Here is a 24,860-nt window from a genome sequence, read left to right as displayed (position 1 = left end):
TCAAAAAACGGAGTCGCACGTTATGGATAACAACGAAGGAACATCCTATCGGGTTGAGCAACTTGGCCCGCCCAGAGGCCCGACGGGCCTGCAGCGAAATGAAGCTGTGACGGATTTCGACAGCCTCACGACTCATCATCCCGGCGACAATCGTCATGCGGTCCTTCGCGATGGTTTGGTCGTGAACGGGCAAGCGGGTCGTCTTCATGCATTCATTGGCGGAGAAGTCCAGGAAGTGGAGATCGCTCGCAACGGAAACGATTACCGTGGTCTGAAACCCGATCAGGTGTTGTCGAAGAAAGATTTCCTTCTTGAAGACTCATCGAAGCCGCGCGGCGCCGGTAGGGACGTGGATGTGCCGTCTCCGATGGACGGCTATGTGAAGCGAGTCAGCCATGCCGAGGGATTGGTCGATATCTACGATCGGGAAGGCGGCGACTTGATTGCTCGTGTGCGTCACATGAGCAGGATTCCTGATTTGGAAGGTAAGAACGTCGCCTATGGGCAGACGCTCGGCGTGCAAGACGAAGTCAGGACGAAGGGAAAACATGTCCATCTGGAGATGGATACTCGCTACCAGCGCCAGTTCGAGAACTATGTGGCTGATCTTGTGGAAGGTCGGCTCAAGCTGGAGCCTGAGCTGCGGGAAGGTACGCGACCCCGTCCGGTTTTGGACGACGGTACATTGCGCTTGGGCGAGTCCGGTACGCGGGTTCGCGACGTGCAAGAACATTTGAACGGCTTGGGTTACGTTGGCGCCGATGGACAGCCATTGGTGGCCGACGGCGTCTATCGCTTGACCATGCAGCGCGCGGTGCTGGATTACCAACGCGAACAATGCTTGCCGGAAACAGGCGACATAGGGCGAGAGATGCTGCAGAGCGTGCCGGCGCGCGCGCCGGAACCGTTCGACCCGGCCCTGCAGGGCATTCCGTCGCCCGGACTACCTTATGCGCCGATGCCGCATCCGTTCGGCAGTGGATCGGAGAATCGTCCATGCGCGCCATTGACGCCGCAACAGATCGAAGAGGCGGCCGAGCGTCGTCGGCCTATCGAACCCACATTTTCCGCGGTGCCGTCATCGACAGGCGCCGAGCCCTTGGTAACCACCGTGAGGGAGCGTTTACCGCAGGCGTTCGCGAGCCACGGCCCAGTACCGCCCGAGGCGGAGTTGGATCGCATCGCCGCCTGTCTGGCGGTCGAGTGTCGCCGACAAGGCATTGAACGCCCCGATCATGTCGTAGTCGGAGGGCCGGCGCTCGACGGCTCGGGACGGCATGTGTTCGCTGTGGCGGGTGAACTGTCCGATCCTGCAAGCCGTCGTGCGGATGTGGCAGGGCAGGCAGCGGCACAGGTGCCGGTCGAGGATTCGTTACGCAAGCTTTCGGACTTGCAGGTATCGGCGTCTACGCTGGCTCAAACGGAACACGTCCAGGATCAACAAAAGGCGATGGGGATGAAAGTCTGAGCGGTGATGCGTGCGTGGCGGCGTTAGCTGCAACTTAAGTTCCAACGCCAGCTTGCAAGCCCTCGCGCAATCGCCTGGCCATCACACCGGCAAGTTATGCCCAATCCGCCACAACACCCCCGTCGGATCGACCAGGGTGAAATCGCGAATCATCCACGGCCGATCCTCGAGCGCGCCGATGTCCACACCGAAGGTCTGCGCGATGTTCTGCTCGGCCAGATGCCGCCACCAGTCGTCGGCGTTTTCCACCAGCAGATGCATCTGGAAGTTCTGCGCGTGCTGGGCAAGGTAGAACTGCTGCAGCAAGAAGCTGCAGTTGCCGTGATGGACGTAGGCCAGATCGTCCGACGACCAGGGGATGGAGAAACCGATCGCGGTGTAGAAGCGCTTCGATAACTCGAAATCGCGGGCGGGCACGAAGGCTTTGGCTTCGACGGTTCGCAGGTTGAGCGCGGTCATGGGCGGACGATCGGCTGAGGGTGTTCTGTTGATCGTAGACGATGCCGGACCGCTGCGAATGCGGTTCCCAGCTGCATCGGCCCCAGGCATCGGCCGCGGGCAAGGACGCCGCAGGTGAACCCGCCGGCCCCGGCGAAAAGCCGCGAATCTGTGGCTGCAGTCGCACAACCGCACAGCCTGCGGTCTGGTTGTGATTGACGCCCCGGTCACGGCCGGCGTATTGCTGACTGGCAGGCCGCCGCAGGCGCGCGGTTCACACCGGCGCCATGGCCCGGCGCTGCGGGGATTTGTCGCTTGCACCAACACCTACGAGGGACTGTATGAAGAAATTGATCGGAACGACCATCGTCAAGACGCCTGTCACCCTGGCCATCGCTGCGCAGCAGCAGGTCAGTCAGAACCAGGCGCCGGCGCCGACGCCGGAAGAGAAGGCGATCCTGGATCTGCTCGCCAAGTAAACGGCGAGCGTGTGAGCGAAGCGGCGCGGCTCAGGCCGGGCCGCTTCGTTTTTGCGAACCCATGGCGCAAGGAGCGCGGGCATGATTCCGTTGGAACGCGAGCGGTCGCTGGCCCAGGCCGAGCGAGTAATGAGGGCCTTTGTCGCCCAACAAGGCTGGAGCGCGCGCATCGACAGTACCGATTCGGGGCTGCAAGGCGCGCTGTGCATGGTGCACGACGCCGACGGCGAGGCCATCGGCAGCGGCTTCGGCAAGGGCGAGCCCGAGGCGGCGCGGGTCGGCGCGCTGTACGAAGCGGTGGAGCATATCTACGCGAACAGCTGCGCGCCGCAAGAGCGCGCGGAACTGCGCGCCGCCGCGCAACTGTTCGCCGACCCGCGTTATGCCGCGTTGCCGTTCGTTGCCGAGTTCGGCCGGCAGGGCACACGGCAACTGAGTTGTCTGCGCTATCGCCGGTTTTTCGATGAAAGCGATAACGATGCGCTCGCTGTGCCGGCATTCCTGTGCCGGCCCAATGCGCTGGCCGATTTGTTGCCGGGCGACGATTTCGACTACGCCAGCGTGATCCGCTATGGCTCCAACAGCGGCACCGCAATCGGCGCCAGCCTGGAAGAAGCGGTGGTGCATGCGATCGGCGAGCTGGTCGAACGCGATTCGTGGTCGTTGTTCTTGCTCGCGCATTATCTGGGCGACGCTTCGAGTTTCGGCGCCTGGGTCGATCCGGGCTCGCTGCCCGAATCGGTCGCGGCGGTGCACGCCGCCGCCAGCGAACAACTGGGCCGCGAAGTGTTGTTGATCGATGCGACCAGCGATCTCGGCGTGCCGGCGTTCATCGCCACCACCGATCGAATCCTCGACGGCGAAACGGTATTCCCGAGCGGTTACGGTGCGTCCTTGTACGCCGGCCATGCGGCGATCCGCGCGCTGACCGAACTGGTGCAGACGGTGCTGGTCGGGCAGCGTCTGGCCACCGTGGGCGAGTACAGCCGGCAGGTGCTGCAGGCGTTGAGTGAGTACCCGAAGCTGCGCGCCTGCGCTTATTTCCAGGTGGATCGGCAGCGCATGCGACAGGCGGACTGGTCGTACCCGCAACGCGAACGACAGCCGCCGTCGGCGTTGCTGCGCGAACTGATCGCCACCTTGGCCGCGCGCGGCATCGACGTGCATCACTTGGTCCATCACCGCGAGGGCGATGCGTTCTGCGTGGTCAGTTGCGTGTCGCTGGAGCTTGAGCGCTTCCTGCTGGTCACCACCGGCATGGTGATGGCGCCGGGGCGGCGCGGCATGGCGTTGCTCACGGGCGGGTTGCCTGTGCGCGCAATGGGCGATGCGTCCGTCGAGGCATCGGCGGGATAATCGCGAACCCGCTGGTGCGATGTCCGGGCATCGGCTCGGCTAAAGATACATGGAGAGTTCCCGATGAATTTTCGTCTGCCGACGCTGGCGCTGATCTGCCTGGCGCTGACTGCCTGCGAGCCCGCGACCGACAAGAAGCCGGGCCGACCCCGCGCCGAAACGATCGAAGGCTTCATCGAGAGGTCGAAAAAGAACCTCGCCGCCGGGGCCGGCTACGCCGATTTCCGCAAGGCGGCGCTGGCGATGGGTTGGGTGCCTAGCAAGAGCAGCCGCTGCCTGCACGGGGACTTCCAGGCCGGAGAAAAACAGCCCGGCGAAAACAAGTCGCCGTCGAATCCGTATTGCGCCGATATGCCGGAGTTGGGCGCGTTCGACGAAAACGGCAGCCATCTGGCGCTGTTCCGCTATCCGCGTTCGCCGTGGAGGCTGGAGGCTGTGGTCATCGGCGACAGCGAGCGCAGGCACGTGCCCGGCGATTCCTCCGGCTTCGTCGTGCTCAAGTGGTCGCTGGCGGATGTTGCCGCGAATTGATCGGCTGCGGCGGCATCGGCCTGCGGCGGTTCGATGCCGCCGACAGGCCGGTTGTTTCAGTGCGTATGGCCGCTGTGCTGCTTCACGTAATTCGCCGCGAACGGATCGAGTTCCATATCGCCCAGATCCGCGTAATCGGTCTCGCGGTAGTCGATGGTCGCGGTGAACGCCGTATCCGCGCTCACCCGGTCCAGCTTGCGCAGACGCAGTTCGTAGAGACCGGGTTCGCCGGTCTTGGCCTTGCGCTTGCCGGTGCGGTAGTACGCGGGCAGGGCGTCGGCTTCGATCCATTCCAGCGCGATCGGCTGGCCTTCGGCGCTTTCGCCGTTGTAACGCGCGGCGGTGATGCCGAGGGCCTTGGTCTGGCCGTCGCGCTTGAGCACCGTGCGCAGCTCAGGGTTGATCAGGCTGGCCAGTTGCGGCCACTGCGGCATCTGCCCGATGGTGCGCAGATCGCCGGGTGACCACGAAACGCTGCGCTGTTCCTTGGCGAACAGTTCCAGCCGCGCGATGCCGTCGGGCGTCTTGCGCCACAGCTCCACCGGCTCGCCCTGCATGCGGTATTCGATACGGTCGGCCGAGCGCACCAGTACCAGGGTCCGCTCGCCCTTGGCGTCGCGGACCTGGTACTGCGCTACCAGCGCCTGCGAAGCGGACGCCGGCGCCGGCACGACGGCCGCCGCGGCGTACTTCGTATCGTCGCCGCTTTGCGTCGCTCCGCCGGCCCGCGAGGGGCCGGCGAACGCGAAGGACACCGCGATGGACAGCGACAGCGCCGCCGTCAGCGGAGTGAATCGGCTGCGCATCAGAGCTTGGCCGACTGACGCGCCATGCCCGTGCGCAGGTCTTCTTCCATCAGCGGCGCGGTGATCACCGAACGGCCGCGGCCGTTGCCGCACTGGCCCAGCAGGGTGCACAGGAAGATGCTGGTGTTGCGCTGCGACTGCGCCATCACGTGGAAGATCGTGTTCTGCTCGACCACGCCCTGGAACGAATGCGCGCCGGGGCCGCGGGCGTAGATGGCGACGTCTTCCGCGGCGTGGGTTTCATCGCCCAGCGGCACGGTCGCTTCCTGCAGGTAATCCTGATGCGTGGTGTCGATCGCGGTCAGGTCCGGACGCGCGTTCGGGCCGCGGTAGCCGGGGCCGTTGACGTAGCCCAGCGTGGTGTAGGGCTTGCCGTTCTTGTCCAGCGCCAACTGGCCGTTGGTGACGACCTTGCCGAGGATGTCGTTGCCGCGATCGGGATAGCCGGCGACGGTGAAGGTGTGGCTGTGGTCGGCGGTGACGATGATCAGGGTGTCGCGCTCGGAGGTTTTCTGCAGCGCCTTGCGCACCGCGTCCGACAGGGCGATGGCGTCGGTGAGCGCGCGGCTGGCGTTGCCGGCATGGTGCGCGTGATCGACGCGGCCGCCTTCGACCATCAGGAAGTAGCCCTTGCGGCTGTTGGCTTCCAGCACGTCGATGGCCTTCGAGGTCATGTCGGCCAGGCTCGGTTCCTTGCCGCTGTCGTTCGGGCGGTCCTGTTCGTATTCCATGTGCGAGCGTTCGAACAGACCCAGCAGGTGGCGGGTGTGGCGCGGATCGACGGCGTCGAACTGGGCCTTGTTCCACACGTAAGGCGAAGCCGAGCGCGCAGCCCATTCCTGCGGCAGATTGCGGCCGTCCTTGCGGCGGCCGGCGGCGCCGGCGTCTTCCGGATCGCTCACGGTGTTGGGCAGGAAATAGCTGCGGCCGCCGCCGAGCGCGACTTCCAGGCCGTCGCCGTAGGGGAATTCGACCAGCTGGCGGGCGATGTCCTTGCAGCCGTTGGCCTTGGCTTCGGCGGACAGCTCGGCGTCGCTTTCCCAATCGCGGTTGGGCGTATGCGCGTAGGTCGCGCCCGGAGTGGCGTGGGTGATGCGAGCGGTGCTGACGATGCCGGTCGCCAGGCCCAGGGCCTCGGACAGCTCCAGCATGGTGACCACGCCCTGGCCGCGCGCGGAGGCGCAGTCGCTGTACTTGGCTTTCTGCGTGACGCTGAGCACGCCCTGGTTGGTCTTGATGCCGGTCATCATCGCGGTCATGGTCGGCGCCGAGTCCGGCGTCTGGCCATCGACCGAGTAGGTCTTGGACAGGCTCACATACGGCAGGCGTTCGAACGACAGCGAATTCTCTTCGCCGCTGCCACCCTTGAGCTGGCCTTCGCGGATGCGCGCGGCGGCGATGGTGGAAATGCCCATGCCGTCGCCGACGAACAGGATGACGTTCTTGGCCTTGAACGGGCTCGGGCGCAGGTTGGCGCCGTCGCGCGCGGTCTGCGCGCCTTCCTCGAACCAGCGCTGCGCGCTTTCCTGGCGGGCCGGCGCCTTGGGCGCGGCCTGCTTGGGCGCGGCCAGCACGGGCAGGGCGATGAGGGCGGTGAAGATGGCGCCGCCGAGAACGGTGGCGGTGACGGAATTCGGAGTCTGGCGCATGGAGGGCTCGGGATCGGGGGATCGAGGGAGCCACACTTTGCGGGACCCGCGTTTCAGTCGCATGACCGCCTGGGATCACGGCGTCGAGCGACGCTGTATGAACGAGCGCGATGCCCATCGCGTGCGGCTTGGTTTGTTCCGCGAATCGTCCTCGTATACCCGCATGCGCCTGTCTAGCGTGGGCTCGCAGTACGTCGCGCGGCGCAACATCCCGGGCCCGGCCGTACTGAGGCATAGTGCTGAGTATCGTTTCGTCCAGGCCCCGCCGTTCTGTCCGCGCCCACCTTGCTGACCCGATTCAAGGCTTGGATAACGGCGAGGTCAGGCCGGAGGCTGCCGTCGGCCGAATCGTCCGTGCCAGAGCCGCGCGAGCCGTTCCCCAACTATTACCTTTATGCCTACTGCGATCCGTGGCCGAGCAAGCAGGACATGCTGCGGATCTTGCAGGCGGACGGTCTGGAAGTAGAGGAGCGCCCCTACGCGGTGCAGGCATGGATCGACGGCCGGCGTTTTCGTTTTCAGCTCTACGGCGGCGACATCGACGATCCGGAACTCGATGCGGACGATCATGATCTGCAGCGCCTCTTGACCCATGCCGGTTTGGTGTCGGCGGCGTTGACGGCCGCCGGCGTGCGCCATCGTTTCGAGGCGTGGGAAAAAGGCGATGGCGGCTTGGTGGGCTGCGTGCATCACCGGATGCCGGAAGCTGTGGACCTGGACTGAGGCCGAATGCGCTGCAGCGATAGGCCGCCATCCGACAGGGCACGGGCAGAAGCTGAACAGGAAAAACAGCGACGGACTAGGGGTGCCCCCAGTATCAGTGGGCCGGGCGACGCCATACGCTGATGCGGTCCGTCACACCGCATAAGGCCCGCGCCATGGTCATGATGATCGACGACCGCACTCCCTACATCCCGCCGCCGCCTCCGCCCCCGCCGCCGACGCCGCCGGAGTTGAAGAAGGCCGATCCGGCGCAGGCCAACGCCGCGATCAAGCAGATGACGCCGGAGCAACAGGCGCAGCTGAAGACCGACGTCGAGGCGATGTCGGTCAGCGACCGCACCGATTTCGTCAACGATCTGGCGACCAAGCTCGACGCGCCGCAACTGGTGAAAGTCGAATCGGTGTTCGGCAAGGACACGGTCAACGATGCGGTGGAAACGCGCAGCCCGGCGACGGTGCGCGAGGAATACGCCAACTTGTCCGCCGGCAAGCCCGCCGACGGTTCGGCGCCGGTGTCGAGCGTGCCGGTCGATCAGCAGGTCAGTCAGGCGCAGCAGGATTACAAGGATCAGGTGCAAGGCACCGGCATCACCTCGACCTATCAGCTGACCGAACTGGCCAAGGCGCATCCCAACGATCAGGCCTATCTGGGCGAACTGGCGCGGCTGTCGAGGGACGGCGGCGAACTGCAGGCCGGTGCCAGCACCATGCCGGGCAGCCTGTTCCAGAAAGACGCCTCAGGCAAATACAGCTGGGGCGCCGACGCGCAGGGCGACGCACGTCGCGATGCGTTCGCCAATCTGGTCGATGCCGGTTTGCAGCGCGGCACGCTGAAGGAAAGCGACATCCGCAGCGATGCAGCGACCAATCCGGTCTGGACCGATGTGGCGCAGCGCATCGGCCTGCCGCAGGTCGGGCCGACCGATGCCTCGCGCGCGGTCGCGGGCAAGGTCGATGATCTGAGCGGCGCGCAGAAGAGCGCGAAGGACGATGCGGCAAAGCTCGACAAGGAACTCGGCGGACTGTTGGCCGAAGCCGGCCCGCTGACGCCGCAGCAGCAGGCGAAGTTCATCGAGGCGTATCGCAACGACCCCGATCACAAGCCGACCTACGACAAGGCGATCCAGACCTCGCAGGCGCTCAACGATTATCTGGCGAGCAATCGCGACGCCGTGCTCGACGCCTCGGTGCGCGATCCCGAAGTCGCGCAGCAGGTCCACGACTCGGTCATCGCCTTGGCCGAAAGCGGCCACGGCATCACCGCCCTGCAATATCTGGCCGATGTGCAGCGCGTTCCCGATTCGGCCCTGGGCGCGGCGTTCGCGAAGTTCACCGATCTCAACGGCGAGGTGCTGACCAACGCGTCGTCCTCGGCGATGGCCGAACTGCTGGCCAAGAACGACGGCAGCGTCAGCGCCGCGCAGGCGCAGTTCACCACCTTGATGGACGCCATCGGCAAGGGCGTGCCGGCGTGGGGCGGCTACAAGGATTTCAGCGAGGGACAGAAAGTCCTCGACGCCTTCGCCAAGGGCGATTTCAAGGCGATCGACTATTACTCCAAGCTCTACAACGATGCCTCGCCGACCATGCGCGCGTTCGCCGGCGCGGGCGTCGTGCTCGGCGCGGTGTCGGCGACGGCCGCGGGCAAGGAAGGCGACTACGTCAACGCGGTCAAGGGCTATGCCCAGGCCGGCGAAAACGGCGCGCGCCTGATTTCCGGCGCGCTCAACGGCCTGGCCGAGAGCGGGCGTCTGGCGCAGTACGCCGGCACCTTCACCGGCGCGGCCGGTTTCGCCGCCAAGCTGGCGCCCGGGCTGGGCCTGATCGCCAACACCGCCTCGTTCGTGCACAGCTTCGGCGAGGCGAAGGACGGCAACGTCGGTTACGCCATCGCCTTGTTCGGCGACACCATCGGCGTGCTCGGCAGCGCGCTTGAGTGCTTCCCGCCCACCGCGATTCCCGGCGCGATCGTGGCCGGCATCGGCGGCATCGTCTCCGGCGTCGGCGGCTTCATCGGCGAGATGATCAACGGCGGCGAACGCCGCGACGAGATCCGTGGCTTGTTGAAGGAGGCCGGCGTGGATCCTGCGATCATCGACAACATGGTCGCCAGCGGTTCCAAGCTGTACGAGATGACCAAGGACTTGAACATGACGCCCGAGCAGGTGCAGTCGTTGATCAAGTCGCAGCCGGGCATCGCGTTCTCGCCCGGACACGCGCAGGCCTTCGTCGATGCGGCCAAGGCCTGCGGCCTGACCGGCGCGGAAGTGCAGCCCTTCGCGGAGAAACTCGCGCAGGACAATTCCGAATTCGCCTGGGACCTGTTCAACCAGCGCAGCAACGCCAATCCCTCGCCGGAGCAGTATGCGCAGCAACTGCGCGGCTTCGTCGAGAACGTCTATCCGACGGCCGGGACGTATGCCAAGCAGCAATCGCCGGAGTTGTTCGGCAAGGCGGCCGAACAGCGCGACGCGGCGGTGCGCGATTACCAGCGCGACGGCTTCAGCACGACCTGGGAAATGAGCCTGGGCAACGACCTCAAGAATCACAGCGACCCGGCCTACCGCGCCGAGATGATCGGCCGGCTGCAGCAGGACGGCCGCCTGGAACGCTTCACCCAGTTCATTTCCGGCTACGGCGATCTGTGGAGCGGCGCCGCCCGCGCCGCGATCGGCGATGCGGTGAAGGCCGGACGGCTGTCGCAGTCCGATGCGGATAATGCGTTGAAGTACTTGCCCTGACGGCCGGGTCGGCAGACTCGAGCCACAAACAAGCGCGTAAATTCGCCCCCTTTGAAAAAGGGGGCTGCGCGCTGCGCGAATGCGAAGTCTATTGGTACCCGAACGCGCGGGGGATTTGCTCTTCAACCGCACGCATAACGATGCCACAAACCGGATCAACCACGGCCGCAGTGGCTTTTTCCAGGCCAGACGTTATCGTCCCCACCAGAGCACGCGACGCGAGATAGCGTCCGCGGCCATCGTAGGGACACGACCATGCTGCGGATCGCATTATTGGAAGACAAGTTGACGGTCGTCAGCGCGCCGGTCGGCGTCGCGGCTTACGACTTCGATTTCGAACTGTATTTCCGCTGTAGTCATCCGGCATTTTTCGAAGGCGACGAACCTTGTGTCCTGCGCATCGGCGCGGTCGAGGACTATGCCGCGCAGTACCAGGAGAAGCTCGATTGGGGCTTGCGTCCGGTCAATACGCCCGAGCAACACGAGCGGGCCAGCGAGTTGGCGGCGTGGTATCCGCTACTGGCCGACATGACGCCTCGCACGCGGATTTTCGAACAATTGCCGGACGCGGCGGAGATAGAGCGCGAGTTTTCCTGGCCGATCTTCCTCAAGGGCTCGCGTCAGACCAACAAGCACAATCTGAAATTGTCGATCATTCGCGATCGCGACCAATACGTATGGGCGGCCGAGCAATATCGCCGCGATCCGGTGCTGCATTGGCAGCGGCCGGTCGTGCGCGAGTTCGTGCCGCTGCAGCCGGTGGCCGGCGGTATCGCCGGGAAGGTGCCGGCGTCGATGGAGTTCCGCAGTTTCTGGTGGCACGGGCATTGCGTTGGGTGGGGGCGCTATTGGTATCAGGCGGCCGACTATGCCTGCGACGATATCGACGTCGGACTCGCGCTGGCGCAAGAAGCGGCGCGGCGCCTGCAAGTGCCGTTCCTTGTGGTCGATATCGCCAGGGCCGCGGACGGTCGCTGGATCGTCATTGAATGCAATGACGCACAGGAATCGGGCTACGCCGCGGCGCCGCCCCGGGCGATCTGGAGCGCGATACTCGAACGGATCGAACTGGCGCAGCCGGGGCGGGGCGCGGTCTGAACGTGATGCTTGGCAGACGCCTGTCGCGTGGGGTTTTCCCTAGCGGCGCCGCGTAAGCACGCATGCGAACATCCGCGCCGGATCACCGCCCGCCTTGCTCAGGAACGCCCTGCAATGACCTACAAGCTCGCGCTCTACATCCCGCTGGCAGTAACAGCGGTCGCCCTGGCGCTGGCCGCCCTGGGCGTGTTCTTCATCAAGCGGCGCCATAAGCAAAAGCTGTCGCTGCGTTTCGCCTTCGTATGTTTCCTGATGGCGGCGCTGGTCGGCGGGGTGATGGCGCCGGGGATGTTTTTCGATCGGGTGACGCTGGATGAGCGACGCCTGGAGCAGCCGCACGGGATCTGGTTCATGCCCGACTACGGGCCGAAAGGTTTCGATCTGGCGCGGGTGCGCGAGATCGCGATCAGCGTGCGCGAACGCACGGCGCGGCGCGGCCGGCGGGTGAGCGAGGAAGTGTGGACGGCAACCTACGACGACGGCAGCACCGAGGCGGTGGTGGCCGGCGATCTGTGGAAGTACCACGGTTGGGAGATCGTCGAACGTCTGCGCAAGCGCGGTATCGTGGTCAAGGATCTGCGCTAGTCGCGTTGGCGGGTCTGCGACGGGGCTCGGAGCCGCTGCTTGCGCGCGCACCGCCGCGAGGCTCAAAGTAGCCGCCATCGGGGACAGGACAGGGGGTGCCGGAATGCGCGGATGGATCATGCTCGCGGCGCTGCTGATCGGCGGCGCGGTAACGGCGGCGGCGCCGGCCTACAAGACCAATTCGCTGACCCTGTTGCAGCCCGAACAGGTGCTGCGCGAGCGCATCGGCAGCGTCGAAGTCATGGCGGCCTACATCAAGTCCCTGCAGGCCGCGGCCGGCGCGGTGTCGGCGCAGGAAAACAGCGGCGCGCCGTCGAGCGGTTACTTCGTGGTCGCGGTACGCCCCGGCGGCAAATCGAAGGTGTGGTTCGACTTCAAGCCCGCTCTGCCGGCGCCGACCCAGGAACGTTTCCGCGCCGCGCTGGAAGCGGTGCGCCCGTTCGAACCCAAGGGCGGGGTAGTGGTGTTCGCGATGAACACCTCGCTGTGGGGCGGCGCGCCGGCGCAGGACAAGCCCTTGCCGCCGCAGTGGGATCAGGCCGCGCAGAGCGTCGGCAAACCGGTGGAAGTCGGCGATCTGGTCGACCGGATCTGGCCCGCGCGCTGATTCGCCGATAAGCCGTCCAAGACTTCTTTCCCGCGATATCGATCGAGTCCGCCCATGCGCGCCCATCATCTGCGAATGAAATACCTGCTGGCCGATTTCGCAGTCGGCGAACCGGTGGCTTTCGTCAACGCGTTCGGCGGCGAAGGCGGCGTAGAGGCCCTGCGCAAGTTCTGGGCGCAGGTCGGCGAGGATCTGCCCGAGGACGACCGCGTCAGCGAGGACGGCATCGCGATCGATCGCCTGCGCGTCGGCGAAGACGGGCCGAGCATGCTGATGTTGAGCCTGCCCACGCCGCAGCAGCGCAATGAAGTGTATTTCCTCGCCGCGATCGTGCGCCCGCAGCCGGTGCGAGTGTTTTATCTGGAAAAATCCATACTGCCCGACGGCAGGGAACTGACGATGATCGCCGAGCGCGACGCGCGCGGCCGTTACAACTGGGGCCCGGGCTGCGAACCCGATCCCAGGCAGTTCGCCGCGTTGTTGGCCAGCCTGCTGGCCACGCCCGATGCGCAGCCGATGTCGTTCTTCGAATTGCCGCTGCGCTGATCCGCGCGCGGCGGCGCCGGCGCCGCAACGCGCTCAGCGATTGGCCGCGCTTCTGGCCGCGTTCTTCGCCGCCATCGACATCGCCCGCGAGCCGGCCAGGATCATCCGCACCATCACACTCATCTGCTCGATCAGCTCGGGGTCTTTCTCGCGCGGCATGTCCATGGCGGTGGCGCCCATGGCGAACACCAGACGGGTGATCGACCGCGCGACCAGGGCCGGTTCGTACAGGGTGACCTTGTCGATCGCCGCCAGGCGGATCAGATCGACCCGCAATTCCTCTTCGAAGAACGACAGCTCGCGATCGACCGCGCGCTTGAACGCGTCCGAGCCGACCGTGCCTTCGCGCAGCAGCACGTGCAGCAGTTTGTCGTCGGCGCGCAGTTGGTCCATGAACGCTTCGATCGAGCTGCGCACGATGCTGCGGCGCGCGGCCACGCGCTGGCGCGCTTCGCCGACGATCTGGCGCAGCGACTGGCCGGCCAGATCGATCAACGCCACCGCCAGTTCGTCGGTGTCGCGGAACTGGCGATAAAAACTGTTCGGGGCGATGCCCGCTTCGCGCGCGACCTCGCGCAGGCTCAGGCTGGACACGCTGCGATGCGGTCCGATCAGTTTCAGCGCGGCGGCGATCAGGTCCTCACGGGAGATCGTCGCCTTGCGGCCCGGGTGCGTATCGGCGTCGATATCGGTATGGAGGCGTTGGCTCACGGATGGCTGGCGCGAAGACGGGCAGCGCACATGATACCTCTGTTACGGAATTAATATACGGTTGTGCACACATCTGTGCGGATATGTGTATAGTTCCGGCCATGAACGCTGCCATCCGCCCCTCCACCCGCCGCCCCCACAGCCGTCTGCGACGGCTCATCGCGCCCCTGGTGGTTCCGCAAGTCTTTGATTTCTGGGCCTCCAGGCTCCATCCGACCTGGTCCTGGGAGCGCTCGCTGGCGCGCATCGTCGGCCGCAGCGAGGCCTCGGCTGACGCGGTGACCCTGCTGTTGGCGCCGAACCGGCACTGGCGCGGCGCCCGCGCGGGCCAGCATCTGATGGTCGGCGCGCGCATCGACGGGGTCCTGGTGCAGCGCAGCTACAGCCTGTCGGACGCGCCGCGCGGCGACGGCCGCATCGCCATCACGATCAAGGCGATCGAGGGCGGCAAGCTCAGCCGCCATCTGCACGGCGAGGCCAAGGTCGGCGACGTGCTGGAACTCGGCGCCGCTTTCGGCGACATGGTGCTGCCCGAACGCGTCGATGGCGCGTGGCTGTTTCTCGCCGCCGGCAGCGGCATCACGCCGTTGATGGCGATGACGCGCGAACTGGCCGCGCAAGGCATGCCGGCGCCGCTGACCGTGTTGTATTGGGCGCGTCGCCGCGAAGAATTGTGTTTCGTCGATGAGCTGCGCGAGATCGCGGCCCGGCATCCGAATTTCCGCGTGCGCTTTCTGTTGACCCGGCAGGAACCGCGCGACGACGACGAAGACGCCGGCCGCATCGATCCGGCGCTGTTGGCCAAGCATGTCGGCGATCTGTCCGCGCGTCAGGTCTATGCCTGCGGCCCGGGCGGTTTCGTCGTGCAGGCGCGGCAGTCCGGCGCCGCGCAGGCGCGCGCTTTCGCCGCGGAAGCTTTCACCCCGCCGCCGCGCACGCTGGAAGAGACCGGCACGGTCGAAGTCCTGCTCGCGCGCAGCGGCCGCACCGTCGAGCTGCCGCGCGGCGAGTCGCTGCTGACCGCGCTGGAATCGCAAGGCCTGAAGCTGCCCTCGGGTTGCCGCATGGGCCTGTGCAACACCTGCTCGTGCGGCAAAACCTCCGGCACCACCCGTCATCTGCACACCGGCGATGTCCAGGCCGAACCGGTGTCTTCGCTGCGTCTGTGCGTGAACAGCGCGACCAGCCACCTCGTCCTCGATCTGTGATCCGCTCATGACCACTGCCCGCAATCGTCCGCTGACCCCGACCGAACTCGACCGCTTCGGCGAAGAACTCGACGCGCTGCGCGCGCGCACCGTCGCCCAACTGGGCCGGGTCGATGCCGACTACATCCGCCGCGTGGTCGCGGCCGTGCGCTACATCAGCCTGTTCGGCCGCCTGCTGCTGTTCGTCGGCGCGATCGGCGGCGCGTTCGTGTCGTGGCTGTTCTGGCCGGCCTGCATCGCCGGCACGGTGCTGCTGGGGCTGGCGAAGATCCTGGAGAACATGGAAGTCGGCCACAACGTCATGCACGGCCAGTACGACTGGATGCGCGATCCGCACCTGGACGGCAAGACCTACGAGTGGGACATCGTCGCCACCGGCGACAACTGGCGCAAAACCCACAACTACATGCACCACACCTGGACCAACGTGCGCGGCATGGACGACGACATCGGCTACGGCCTGCTGCGTGTGTTCCCCGAGCAGCGCTGGCGCGCGTTCTATCTGCTGCAGCCGTTCATCGCGGTGATGTTCGCGGTTTTGTTCGAGTGGGGCGTGGCGATTCAGGAACTGCGCGTGGGCCGCTGGCTGGCCGGCAAGACCACGCATCGGGCGATGTGGCGCAAGTTCGCGCCGGTCGGGCGCAAGATGGGCAAGCAGTTGTTGAAGGACTACGTGCTGTTTCCGGCGCTGGCCGGGCCGTTTTTCCTGCCGGTGCTGATCGGCAATCTGATCGCCAACGTGATGCGCAACATCTGGACTTACACGGTGATCTTCTGCGGCCACTTCACCGCGGATGTGGAAGTGTTTCCGAAGGAGTCGGTGCGCAACGAGTCGCGCGGGCATTGGTATCTGCGTCAGTTGCGCGGGTCGGCGAATCTTACCGGCGGCAAGTGGATGGATCTGATGACGGGCAATTTGAGTCATCAGATCGAGCATCATTTCTATCCGGACATCCCGGCGCGGCGCTATGCGACGCTGGCGGTGGAGGTTCGGGAGATCTGCGAGCGTTATGGCCAGCATTACGATACCGGCTCGCTGCCTAAGCAGTTCGCGCAGGTGACTTGGCGGATCTTGCGGCATGCGTGGCCTAGCCGGCCGGGTAAGCGGCGGCCGCTGGTGCGGGCTGAGGCTGTTGCTGAGGCTTGAGGGCGACAGCAACAGCAACAGCTCAAATCCCCCGCATCCGCTTCGCGGATGCTCGCCCCCTTTTCTAAAGGGGGCAACGGCAAGGGCAACGGCCGCAACAACTGCGGTGATAACCGCGGCTGCGGCTGCGACGACGATCGCCACGATCGCGCACCCCCGCTTTTGCCGTTCCCCCCTTTAAAAAAGGGGGGCAGGGGGGATTTGCTCTTACTACAAGCGCCGATCAAGCCGCCCGCTTGTACCGCACAGCCTCATCCAAAGCGACCTCACCCACAAACCCGCCGCTGCTGCGAGCCGGCTGCTGCTGTTCGATCGCATGCGCGAAAACCACCGCCGGATCGGCCTGCAGCTTGTCGTACAGGCGCTGCAAGTTCGGATAGTCGCGACGATCGACGACCTTGTGATACTTGGTCCAGCGGGCGATGCCGACGAAATACGCATCGGCCAAGGTGCGATGTTCGCCCAGCAGCCAGGGTCTGTCGCCGAGCATGCGCTCCAATTCCTCATGCGCCCGCACCACGCGGCCGCGGCCGTACTCGGTCAGCGCGGCCTTGGTCGCCTCGTCCACTTCGTGCTCCAGCACATGCCACAGCGATGCGAAGGAGCTGAAGAAGGTGGTGTTGAGGAAAGCGAGCATGCGGTTGAGCTCGTCGAACTCGCGCGTGCCCTGCCGGTAGGCGATGCCGCTGGCGACGGCGTTGGCGCCGATGTGGTTGAGGATGGCCATGCTTTCGACCAGGGCGTCGCCCGACTCGGTCAGCAGCGCCGGGGTCTCGCCGACCGGGTTGATGGCGCGGTAGGCGTCGGTGTGGATCATCTCGGGCATCTCCACCCGCGCCAGCCGGTAGGGCAGGCCGGACCATTCCAGCGCGACGATGGAGCCGAACGAGCAGCCGGAGGGGACGCCGTAGTAAAGGATCGGGGACATGGGGTTTCCTTCTCAGTGAGTGGGCCGGGACACAGGCGGTGTGCGTGTCGCGGCGGTGGAGTCACTGTAGGTTCGTGGACTTTGGCTGTGTAGTCGGGCAGAAGTGGACTCAAAGTCCACCTGTGTGTACTTTGCGCGCATGCTCAATCTCAACGATCTGGTCCTGTTCGCCGCCGCCGTCGAGCACGGCGGCTTCGCCGCGGCCTCGCGCCGGCTCGGCGTGCCCAAGTCCACGGTCAGCAAGCGGGTGGCGGCGCTGGAGGAGGAACTCGGCGTGCGCCTGATCCACCGCACCTCGCGCAGCTTCACCCTCACCGACACTGGCCGCGACTTCCACGAGCACGCGCGCGCGGCGCTGATCGAAACCGAGGCGGCGGAGAACATCGTGCGCCGCCGCGTCGCCGAACCCAGCGGCAAGGTCCGCATCACCTGCGGCGTGCCGACCGCGCAGGACTATCTGGCCGAACATCTGCCGGCGCTGGCGCGGGCGTATCCGCGCCTGCATGTGCAGCTCGACGTCAGCGATCGCTGGGTCGATCTGGTCCAGGAGGGCTACGACATCGGCGTGCGCAGCCATTTCGCGCCCTTGCCCGATTCGGGTTTGATCCAGCGTCAGGCGCTGGTCGAGACCATCATCGTGGTCGCTGCGCCGGCGTATCTGGCGCAGCGCGGCGAACCGCAGCGGCCGCAGGATCTGGCCGGGTACGACGCGCTGCTGACCGGTCTGTCCGGGCGCACGACGTGGACGCTCGAAGACGCGGCCGGCGCGCGCATCGAGGTCGAACCGATCGCGCGCATGACCGCCAACGAAGGCCGCGTGCTGCGCGCCGCCGCGGTCGCTGGACTCGGCGTGACCGTGCTGCCGCAGGGCATGTGCCGCGATGAATTAGCAGACGGCCGCCTGCGCCGGGTGCTGCCGCAGTGGAGCGCGGGACAGGTGACGACGACGCTGGTGATGCCGCATCGCCGCGGCCAGTTGCCCGGTGTGCGCGCGACCGTGGAATTTCTGCTCGATTGCCTGTCGCGGCGGTGATGCCGAGGCGCGGCCGTTCGCGGCCGCGTCGTCGCCGGTTAGGGCGTTACTTGCGAACGGATGCGCGCCGCGCGCGCCGTTCTACTCGCGCACCGCGCCTTCGGTGATCAGCAGCAGCACGCTGCTGTCCGCGTCCAGGCCGTGCGCATCGCGCAGAGCGGGATCGGCGGCCGCATGCAGCAGCCCTGCCCATCCGGCGGCGCCGGACGCGCTGCTGTCGGGCCCGCCGCCGGCGCGCAGCAGCGCGGGCGCGGCCGACAACTGCGCTTCATCGACGCTCAACGCGCTCACCCGGTGCCGCTGCAGCACGGCCAGCGCCGAGGCCGAGGCCAGACCGCACGAAAGCATCTCCGCGCAGGTGTCCAGGTCGCCGTCGATCCGCACTGGCGCCGCGAGCGCCAGAGCGCGAGCGACGCAGGCGGCCGATCGCGGTTCGACCGCGACGATGCGCGCGGGCAGGCGCAACTGCGCGTGCAAGCCTTCGGCCATCGCCGCGGCGAGTCCGCCGACGCCGGCCTGCACGAAAACGTGGCTGGGTTGTTCGTGCGCGCGCTCGCGCAACTGCGCATGCAGCTCGCGCGCGATCAGGCCGTAACCGGCCATGACATCGGCGACCACCGGATCGGTCGGGTCGGCGCTGGTATCGGCGATCAGCACGCCGTCGCCGCGCGTCGCCGCGACCTGCGCGGCCAGCACTGCGTCGTCGTAACTGCCGTCCACGCGCACCACCTCGCCGCCGAGCGCGCGGATGCGCGCGGCGCGCGCCGGCGACACCGCCGCGGGCAAGTAGACGCGTGCCGCCGCGCCTGCGCGCTGCGCCGCCGCGCTCACCGACAGGCCGTGATTGCCGTCGCTGGCACAGATCAATCGCGGTTTTGCCGCGAGGTCGCCGCAGACCTGGCGCAACTGCTCCAGCGAACCCGCGCCGGTCAGCCGGCTCAACGCGCGCAGGCCGGCGACCATGCCGCCGAGGACTTTGAAATTGCCCAGCGGCCGTTCGTTCTCGGCCTTGGCCAGCACGCGCCGCACGCCGCAGCGTCGCGCCAGTAAGGGCAGATCGAGCAGCCCGGTGGGGCGGTAATCCGGCCACAGTTGCGCCGGGTCGGTGAGCCAAGAGTCGTTCATGCCGCCAGTGTGGCGGCGCCGCCGCGCGCTTGCGCCGCATCCCGGGGCCGCGCGATGCGGAAAAACCGCGCGATCGTGCCGCCGCGCGCGCGGCTCAGTCGTCTTCGTCCAGCGACACCGGAATGGTCAGCCCGCGTTTGACCAGGCTGAGCGCGACATTGGTGGTGAAGCGCTTGATGTTGGGGTTGTCTTCGACCATGCGGATCATCAAAGCGTCGAAGTTCTCCGTATCCGGCGCGGTCATCACCAGGACGAAGTCGGCCTCGCCGGTGACGTAGAACACTTGCTGCACCTGATCCTGCGCGGACAGCCAGCGGCGCAGTTGCGCCAGCAGTTCCGGGCGCTCGCGCTCGACCTGCAGCGAGACGATGAAGAAGGTCGGCTTGCCGACCTGCTTGGGGTCGAGCAGCGCCGCCTGGCGCACGATCACCCCGTCCTCGCGCATGCGCCGCAGGCGGCGCTGGATCGCCGAGGGCGACAGCGCGACCTGTTCGGCCAGGCGCTCGGCGGTCTGGCCGGCGTCTTCCTGCACCAGATTGAGCAGTTGGCGATCGAAGCGGTCGAGTTTCATGCGCGCATCTTAAATCCAGGCGTCGGCGAAAAATCACCTGGCAATGGCGGCAGGCGCGGAAAAACCGCGTCCGGCGCCGTCGCTATGCGGCGCAAACGCGCGCCGGCGCCGTTAGCCTTTCCGCCTCCCCCCGAGGTGCCGTCATGGATGCTCCCAAGCTGGATTCCGCCGCGTTGGATTTCGCCGCGCTGCAAGGCCATGTCGATGGCGTCTGGCAGGCGCGGATCCTGCCGGCGCTGTGCGACTACATCGCCATTCCCTGCCAGTCGCCGGCCTTCGATCCCGACTGGGCCGCGCACGGCCATATGCAGCGGGCGGTCGACCTGATGACTGCCTGGGCGCGCGAGCATCTGGCCGCGGTGCCCGGCGCCATCATCGAAGCGCTGCAGCTGCCCGGGCGCACGCCGCTGATCTTCATCGATATTCCGGCGCATGGCTGCGCCGCGAGCGATGCGCCGGTGCTGATCTACGGCCACCTGGACAAACAGCCGCCGATGCCGGGCTGGGCGCCGGGACGCGATGCATGGACGCCGGTGTTCGAAGGCGATCGCCTGTACGGCCGCGGCGGCGCCGACGACGGCTATGCGATCTTCGCCGCGATCGCGGCGCTGCTGGCCTTGCGCGAACAGTCTGTCGCGCATCCGCGCTGCCAGATCCTGATCGAGGCCAGCGAAGAATCCAGCAGCGTCGATCTGCCGGCCTACATCGAACAACTCGCGCCGCGCCTGGGCGAGCCTGCGCTGATCGTCGCGCTCGATGCCGGCTGCGGCAACTATGAGCAGCTGTGGACCACGACCTCGCTGCGCGGGCAGGTGGCCGGCACCTTGACGGTGCGGGTGCTGGATGAAGGTGTGCATTCCGGCGACGCGTCCGGGATCGTGCCGTCGAGTTTCCGCATCGTCCGGCAGTTGTTGTCGCGGCTGGAAGATCCCGCGACCGGCGAGATCGTCGCCGACTTCCACGCCGAGATTCCGCGCCACCGCCGCGAACAGGCCGCGGTGGCGGCGGCCGCATTGGGGCAGGGGCTGCTCGAAAGTTTTCCGTTCCATGCGCAGACACAGCCGGTGCAGGACGATCTGTGCGAACTCGCGCTCAATCGTTCTTGGCGGCCGCAGCTGGCGATCACTGGTATCGACGGCGCCCCGCGCGTGGCCGACGCGGCCGCGGTGATGCAGCCCTTTACCGCGCTCAAGCTGGGCCTGCGCCTGCCGCCGACCCTGGACCCGGACGTGGCGGCGAAACGCTTGCAGGCCTTGCTCGAATTCGACCCGCCGTATCGCAGCGAAGTGCGCTTCGAACTGGATTTCGCCAGCCGCGGCTGGCATGCGCCGGCGGCGGCGCCATGGCTGGCCGAGAGTCTGGAACGCGCCTCGCAACGCGCCTTCGGCCGCGCCAGCGCCCTGATCGGCGGAGGCGGTGGCATCCCGTTCCTGGCCATGCTCGGCGAGCGCTATCCGCGCGCGCAGTTCCTGGTCACCGGCGTGCTGGGTCCGCAATCCAACGCCCACGGGCCGAACGAATTCCTGCACCTGCCCACCGCGCGCCGGCTTACCGCGGCCTTGGCGCAGGTGCTGCACGATGCCGCGCGCATCGCCCACGACACGGCGCGAGGCGATAGCCTGAGCGCCGTCGCGTAGCGCCTCGCGCCCCTTTTTCAGCTTTCGCACACTCATAAGGCCCGCCATGCAACTGCTCTATCAAACCCACTCGCCGTATGCGCGCAAGGCGCTGGTGTTCGCGCACGAGGCCGGCCTGGCCGATCGCATCGAGGTCGTGCACCACGAGACCAGCCCGACCCTGCGCAACGAAACGGTCTACGCGCAGAACCCGCTCGGCAAGGTGCCGGTGCTGATCCGCCCCGGGCAAACGCCGATTTTCGATTCGGACATCATCTGCGCCTATCTGGACACGCTGCACGACGGCGCGCCGCTGATTCCACTCGACGGCGAAGCGCGTTGGCACGCGTTGCAACTGCAGGCGCTGGCGCAGGGGCTGGCCGACTTCGGCATCAAGGTGCGCTGGGAAACCGTGCGCCGGCCCGAAGCGCTGCGCTATGAGGCGCTGCGCGCGGGCTATACGCAAAAGCTGATCGAAAGCTACGACTGGCTGGAACGCGAACTCGATACCGACACGGCCGTGCACGTGGGCCATATCGCGGTGGCGACGGCGCTGAGCTGGCTGGAGTTTCGCGAGCTGCCCGATTTCCGCGACGGCCGGCCGCGGCTGAGCGCATGGCTGGATGCGTTCGAGCGCCGCGAATCGATGCGGGCGACGCCGCTGTCGGGCGAAACCCAGGACTGAGCCGGGCCCGCGCCCATCGCGGCGAGCCGCGGTTGTCCTGCCGGCCGCCCGCGCCGCGTTGAATCAGGCGACAGTCACGGATGAGCGTCCGCGAACGATCGCGGTTGTATCCGTTCCTGCGTACGATCCGCGAACCGGGCCAAGGCAGAGGGCGAGATGAATAAGATTTTCGGAGGATTGATTTCGGTAATCCTGCTGGGCATCTACGTGCATCTGATCTACGTGGCGGTGGACGTCGCCAACTGTGTCGGCACCGCCGGCTGCAAGGCGTATGTAGCGGCCTATTTCAACGACGGCATGTCGCAGGCGCTGTCGGTGATCGGCGGCCTGATCTCGGCGCTGGTCATCGCCGAACTGGCCCTGGCCAAGCCCGGCGACGCGCCGGGTACGCGCGTGCTGGACAGCGGCGCCTCCACCGGCGCGGTGCGCACGGTGGCGGTGGTGTCGGTGCTGTTCGTGCTGGTGTGGATCGGCGCCGGACTCACCGCGTTCCTGGTCGGGCTGTATCACCCCACCGCGCTGCCGGTGCTGACCACGCACGGACAGGCCTGGCTGGGGCTGGCGGTGTCGGCGGCCTATGCCTATTTCGGTCTGAGCCCATCCGCCAACGGCGGCGGTAAATAGCGGGCGATCCTAGCGGCCGGCTTCGTTTCCGGCGGCCGCGTCCAGATGCGACAGCGAGCGTTCCGGCGGCCCGAACAACTGCCCGAACACGCCGCGCAGTCCGCGCGCGCGCCAGGCATCGCGGAACATCGCGATCCATTCGTGGAAGGTCAGCCGGATCGGATTATGTCCGCGCACTTGTCCGACGATGCCGTACTCGCACGGCACCTGTTCGTCTTCTTCCACATAGGTGCCGAACCACTTGTCCCAGACGATCAGCACGCCGGCGTAGTTGCGGTCGATGTACTGCGCATTGCGGGCGTGATGCACGCGATGGTGTGAGGGCGTGTTGAAGATTTTCTCCAGCCAGCCCAGCTTGCCCACCGCCTGGGTGTGGACGAAGAACTGGAAGGCCAGATTGATCGCCACCACCGCGACGATGTGCTTGGGCTCGAAGCCGATCCAGGCCAGCGGCAGCCAGAACAGCCACATCCCCGAGATCGGGTAAGTCAGGCTCTGGCGGAAGGCGGTGGACAGGTTCAGGCGTTCGGAGGAGTGATGGGTGACGTGCGAGGCCCACATCCAGCGGATGCGGTGGCTGGCGCGGTGGAACCAGTAGTAGAAGAAATCCTGCGCGATGAACAACGCGGCGATGGTCCACAGCGAGGCTGGCGGCAGTTCGAACAAGCGGTGCGCGTACACGGCGTAGTAGATGCCGATCACGATCAGCCACGCGACCGCGTCGCTGGCCTGGTGCATCAACGCCAGCGCCGCGTTCGACAAGGTATCGCGCAGGCTGTACTGATCGGGCCGGCGCTTGCGCCAATACCAGGCCTCCAGCGCGATCAACAGCAGGAACACCGGCGCCAGCGCCAGCAAAATCCAGTCCTGCATCAGCCGCGCTCCTTGCGCCACGCGCCTTCCAGGCTCTGCGCCATGCGATCCAGGCAGCGCCGCATCGCCGCGCGCATGAAGCCGCGCAGCAGCGGCGCGGCCAGCGGCCACGCCAGCGGACTGGTGAGTTCGAATTCGTAGCGCCACACCACCCGCGTCGCCTCGCCGCCGTCGCCGGGCTCGGCTTCGAAGCGCCAGTCGGCGTGGCCTTCGCGCGCCAGCCACGACAGCGGCGGGCGCAAGCCGCTGAGCACATAGGCGTGCCGGCGCGGCGGATCGAGCGCGGTGATGCGCTCCATCAACTTCGATCCGTCGCGATTTTCAAGCGCGCGCAGACTACCGACCGCGGCTGGCGCCAACGGCGTGATGCGCTTGAGTCCGGGAATCGGCCCGTAGCCTTCGAACAGTGCCGGAAAACGCTCGCTGTCGAGGGCGAGGGCGAACACCGCCTCGGGCGCGGCGGCGATGCTGCGTTCGGCGGTGAGGGACAGGCGCATGGCCGGAGTCTAGGAGCGGCCCAGGGGGTTGTCCACACGCTTGCGTATGTTTTGCGGAGGAGCGGTCTAGCGGCGGACGAGCCGAAGCTGGTTTGCCTCTGCCTCTGCCTCTGCCTCTGCCTGTGCCTTTGCCTTTGCCTTTGCTCCTGGCTGGGCGACGCTTGTAACTCGCGAGACCGATGGACACCCGAAGGGCGGCGCACATGGACGTGCGCCGGGTCCCACCTTGGGCAGGATGCCCAATGTGGGACCTGCCTGCGCAGGCACCGCACTCGTGGCTTTTGATTCGAAACAGCTAAAGCCCTTTCTTTGGTTACTTTCTTTGTGGCTTTGGACAAAGAAAGTGACCCGCCGCTCCATGGCGGAAGCTTTAGGCGTTTGATCTCGCTCTTGCTCTTTCTGTTGCTGTTGCTTGAGGCTTCTTTTGCTCGTCATTCCCGCGAACGCGGGAATCCAGGGCCTTTCGTGCGAGAACGCTTGAAGTCGCTGGATTCCCGCCTTCGCGGGAATGACGGTAGGAGGGAATGCGGGGGGCTGGTTGTTTCGCTAAAAAATGTTGGACTCTTAGAAGCCTCAAGCAAGATCAGAAGCTTCAAGCAAGATCAAATGCTTCAAGCAAGATCAAATGCTTCAAGCAAGATCAAACGCTAAACGCTTCCGCCATGGAGCGGCGGGTCACTTTCTTTGTCCAAAGCGACAAAGAAAGTAACCAAAGAAAACGCTTTGGGCTGTTTCGAGTCAAAAGCCACGAGTGCGGTGCCTGCGCAGGCAGGTCCCACATTGGGCATCCTGCCCAAGGTGGGACCCGGCGCACG

At 66.4% G+C, this 24,860-nt stretch carries 25 protein-coding genes; 16 read left to right on the top strand and 9 right to left on the bottom strand.

Annotation, left to right across the window (positions count from 1 at the left end; genetic code table 11):
• Window positions 1-22: 22 nt before the first annotated feature.
• Complete coding sequence (locus AB4Y92_RS13515) at window positions 23-1,468, top strand: XVIPCD domain-containing protein (RefSeq protein WP_441820127.1); 1,446 nt, start codon at window positions 23-25, stop codon at window positions 1,466-1,468.
• An 81-nt stretch (window positions 1,469-1,549) separates the two neighbouring features.
• Here AB4Y92_RS13515 and AB4Y92_RS13510 read toward each other — a convergent pair whose 3' ends face one another.
• Window positions 1,550-1,927 (bottom strand): VOC family protein, encoded by a 378-nt coding sequence (locus AB4Y92_RS13510; protein WP_441820126.1) that lies wholly within the window; start codon window positions 1,925-1,927, stop codon window positions 1,550-1,552.
• 320 nt (window positions 1,928-2,247) lie between these two features.
• Here AB4Y92_RS13510 and AB4Y92_RS13505 point away from each other — a divergent pair, with 320 nt between their 5' ends.
• From AB4Y92_RS13505 to AB4Y92_RS13495, 3 genes are all read left to right on the top strand, one after another.
• Window positions 2,248-2,385 (top strand): hypothetical protein, encoded by a 138-nt coding sequence (locus AB4Y92_RS13505; protein ID WP_160309516.1) that lies wholly within the window; start codon window positions 2,248-2,250, stop codon window positions 2,383-2,385.
• Between the two features lie 81 nt (window positions 2,386-2,466).
• Complete coding sequence (locus tag AB4Y92_RS13500; protein WP_441820125.1) at window positions 2,467-3,741, top strand: YcaO-like family protein; 1,275 nt, start codon at window positions 2,467-2,469, stop codon at window positions 3,739-3,741.
• A gap of 63 nt (window positions 3,742-3,804) precedes the next feature.
• Complete coding sequence (locus tag AB4Y92_RS13495) at window positions 3,805-4,272, top strand: hypothetical protein (RefSeq protein WP_441820124.1); 468 nt, start codon at window positions 3,805-3,807, stop codon at window positions 4,270-4,272.
• 56 nt (window positions 4,273-4,328) lie between these two features.
• Here AB4Y92_RS13495 and AB4Y92_RS13490 read toward each other — a convergent pair whose 3' ends face one another.
• The gene (locus AB4Y92_RS13490) at window positions 4,329-5,078 is read right to left on the bottom strand and encodes a hypothetical protein (protein ID WP_441820123.1); all 750 of its coding nucleotides are present in this window, start codon (window positions 5,076-5,078) and stop codon (window positions 4,329-4,331) included.
• The gene (locus tag AB4Y92_RS13485) at window positions 5,078-6,727 is read right to left on the bottom strand and encodes an alkaline phosphatase (protein WP_441820122.1); all 1,650 of its coding nucleotides are present in this window, start codon (window positions 6,725-6,727) and stop codon (window positions 5,078-5,080) included. The genes AB4Y92_RS13490 and AB4Y92_RS13485 overlap by 1 nt, the downstream gene beginning before the upstream one ends.
• A gap of 354 nt (window positions 6,728-7,081) precedes the next feature.
• On the opposite strand from AB4Y92_RS13485, the gene AB4Y92_RS13480 reads away from it, so the two are divergent.
• From AB4Y92_RS13480 to AB4Y92_RS13455, 6 genes are all read left to right on the top strand, one after another.
• Entirely contained in the window at window positions 7,082-7,450 is a 369-nt protein-coding gene (locus AB4Y92_RS13480) for a hypothetical protein (RefSeq protein ID WP_441820121.1), read from the top strand.
• A gap of 155 nt (window positions 7,451-7,605) precedes the next feature.
• Window positions 7,606-10,191 carry a hypothetical protein gene (locus AB4Y92_RS13475; protein WP_441820120.1) on the top strand — a complete coding sequence of 862 codons (2,586 nt, stop codon included), beginning with the start codon at window positions 7,606-7,608 and terminating at the stop codon, window positions 10,189-10,191.
• Window positions 10,192-10,446: 255 nt separating this feature from the next.
• Window positions 10,447-11,289 (top strand): ATP-grasp domain-containing protein, encoded by an 843-nt coding sequence (locus tag AB4Y92_RS13470; RefSeq protein ID WP_441820119.1) that lies wholly within the window; start codon window positions 10,447-10,449, stop codon window positions 11,287-11,289.
• 114 nt (window positions 11,290-11,403) lie between these two features.
• Window positions 11,404-11,874: a hypothetical protein gene (locus tag AB4Y92_RS13465; protein WP_441820118.1), complete on the top strand. Its 471-nt coding sequence runs from the start codon at window positions 11,404-11,406 to the stop codon at window positions 11,872-11,874.
• Between the two features lie 103 nt (window positions 11,875-11,977).
• Complete coding sequence (locus AB4Y92_RS13460) at window positions 11,978-12,481, top strand: hypothetical protein (RefSeq protein WP_441820117.1); 504 nt, start codon at window positions 11,978-11,980, stop codon at window positions 12,479-12,481.
• Between the two features lie 54 nt (window positions 12,482-12,535).
• Window positions 12,536-13,027: a hypothetical protein gene (locus AB4Y92_RS13455; RefSeq protein WP_441820116.1), complete on the top strand. Its 492-nt coding sequence runs from the start codon at window positions 12,536-12,538 to the stop codon at window positions 13,025-13,027.
• Window positions 13,028-13,060: 33 nt separating this feature from the next.
• On the opposite strand, the gene fabR is transcribed toward AB4Y92_RS13455, so the two are convergent.
• Window positions 13,061-13,738, bottom strand: a complete 678-nt coding sequence (gene fabR / locus AB4Y92_RS13450) for an HTH-type transcriptional repressor FabR (protein WP_386816087.1) — start codon at window positions 13,736-13,738, stop codon at window positions 13,061-13,063.
• Between the two features lie 101 nt (window positions 13,739-13,839).
• Between fabR and AB4Y92_RS13445 the strand changes: the two genes are divergently transcribed.
• Window positions 13,840-14,946 (top strand): ferredoxin reductase, encoded by a 1,107-nt coding sequence (locus AB4Y92_RS13445; protein WP_441820115.1) that lies wholly within the window; start codon window positions 13,840-13,842, stop codon window positions 14,944-14,946.
• Between the two features lie 7 nt (window positions 14,947-14,953).
• Window positions 14,954-16,093 carry a fatty acid desaturase family protein gene (locus tag AB4Y92_RS13440; protein WP_441820114.1) on the top strand — a complete coding sequence of 380 codons (1,140 nt, stop codon included), beginning with the start codon at window positions 14,954-14,956 and terminating at the stop codon, window positions 16,091-16,093.
• A 223-nt stretch (window positions 16,094-16,316) separates the two neighbouring features.
• Here AB4Y92_RS13440 and AB4Y92_RS13435 read toward each other — a convergent pair whose 3' ends face one another.
• The gene (locus tag AB4Y92_RS13435; protein ID WP_441820113.1) at window positions 16,317-17,021 is read right to left on the bottom strand and encodes a glutathione S-transferase family protein; all 705 of its coding nucleotides are present in this window, start codon (window positions 17,019-17,021) and stop codon (window positions 16,317-16,319) included.
• Window positions 17,022-17,160: 139 nt separating this feature from the next.
• Between AB4Y92_RS13435 and AB4Y92_RS13430 the strand changes: the two genes are divergently transcribed.
• Complete coding sequence (locus tag AB4Y92_RS13430) at window positions 17,161-18,054, top strand: LysR substrate-binding domain-containing protein (RefSeq protein WP_441820112.1); 894 nt, start codon at window positions 17,161-17,163, stop codon at window positions 18,052-18,054.
• Window positions 18,055-18,135: 81 nt separating this feature from the next.
• Here the strand turns inward: AB4Y92_RS13430 and AB4Y92_RS13425 are convergent, their stop codons facing one another.
• Complete coding sequence (locus AB4Y92_RS13425) at window positions 18,136-19,179, bottom strand: pyridoxal-phosphate dependent enzyme (protein WP_441820111.1); 1,044 nt, start codon at window positions 19,177-19,179, stop codon at window positions 18,136-18,138.
• A gap of 94 nt (window positions 19,180-19,273) precedes the next feature.
• On the bottom strand, window positions 19,274-19,750 hold the full coding sequence (locus tag AB4Y92_RS13420; RefSeq protein WP_441820110.1) for an Lrp/AsnC family transcriptional regulator: 477 nt from the start codon (window positions 19,748-19,750) through the stop codon (window positions 19,274-19,276).
• A gap of 173 nt (window positions 19,751-19,923) precedes the next feature.
• Between AB4Y92_RS13420 and AB4Y92_RS13415 the strand changes: the two genes are divergently transcribed.
• The 3 genes from AB4Y92_RS13415 (at window position 19,924) to AB4Y92_RS13405 (ending at window position 22,675) form a co-directional block, all read left to right on the top strand.
• Window positions 19,924-21,387 carry a M20/M25/M40 family metallo-hydrolase gene (locus AB4Y92_RS13415; RefSeq protein WP_441820254.1) on the top strand — a complete coding sequence of 488 codons (1,464 nt, stop codon included), beginning with the start codon at window positions 19,924-19,926 and terminating at the stop codon, window positions 21,385-21,387.
• Between the two features lie 46 nt (window positions 21,388-21,433).
• On the top strand, window positions 21,434-22,051 hold the full coding sequence (locus tag AB4Y92_RS13410; protein ID WP_441820109.1) for a glutathione S-transferase family protein: 618 nt from the start codon (window positions 21,434-21,436) through the stop codon (window positions 22,049-22,051).
• A 156-nt stretch (window positions 22,052-22,207) separates the two neighbouring features.
• Window positions 22,208-22,675 carry a hypothetical protein gene (locus AB4Y92_RS13405; RefSeq protein ID WP_441820108.1) on the top strand — a complete coding sequence of 156 codons (468 nt, stop codon included), beginning with the start codon at window positions 22,208-22,210 and terminating at the stop codon, window positions 22,673-22,675.
• 9 nt (window positions 22,676-22,684) lie between these two features.
• Here the strand turns inward: AB4Y92_RS13405 and AB4Y92_RS13400 are convergent, their stop codons facing one another.
• Both AB4Y92_RS13400 and AB4Y92_RS13395 read right to left on the bottom strand, forming a co-directional pair.
• On the bottom strand, window positions 22,685-23,548 hold the full coding sequence (locus AB4Y92_RS13400; RefSeq protein ID WP_441820107.1) for a sterol desaturase family protein: 864 nt from the start codon (window positions 23,546-23,548) through the stop codon (window positions 22,685-22,687).
• Window positions 23,548-24,045 carry an SRPBCC family protein gene (locus AB4Y92_RS13395; RefSeq protein WP_441820106.1) on the bottom strand — a complete coding sequence of 166 codons (498 nt, stop codon included), beginning with the start codon at window positions 24,043-24,045 and terminating at the stop codon, window positions 23,548-23,550. The genes AB4Y92_RS13400 and AB4Y92_RS13395 overlap by 1 nt, the downstream gene beginning before the upstream one ends.
• Window positions 24,046-24,860 lie beyond the last annotated feature (815 nt).

This window comes from Lysobacter sp. TAB13, from assembly GCF_052113885.1.
In the GTDB taxonomy this organism is placed as follows: domain Bacteria; phylum Pseudomonadota; class Gammaproteobacteria; order Xanthomonadales; family Xanthomonadaceae; genus Lysobacter; species Lysobacter gummosus.
Note: the sequence above shows the minus strand (reverse complement) of the source record. Positions and strands in the feature narration are given on the sequence as shown.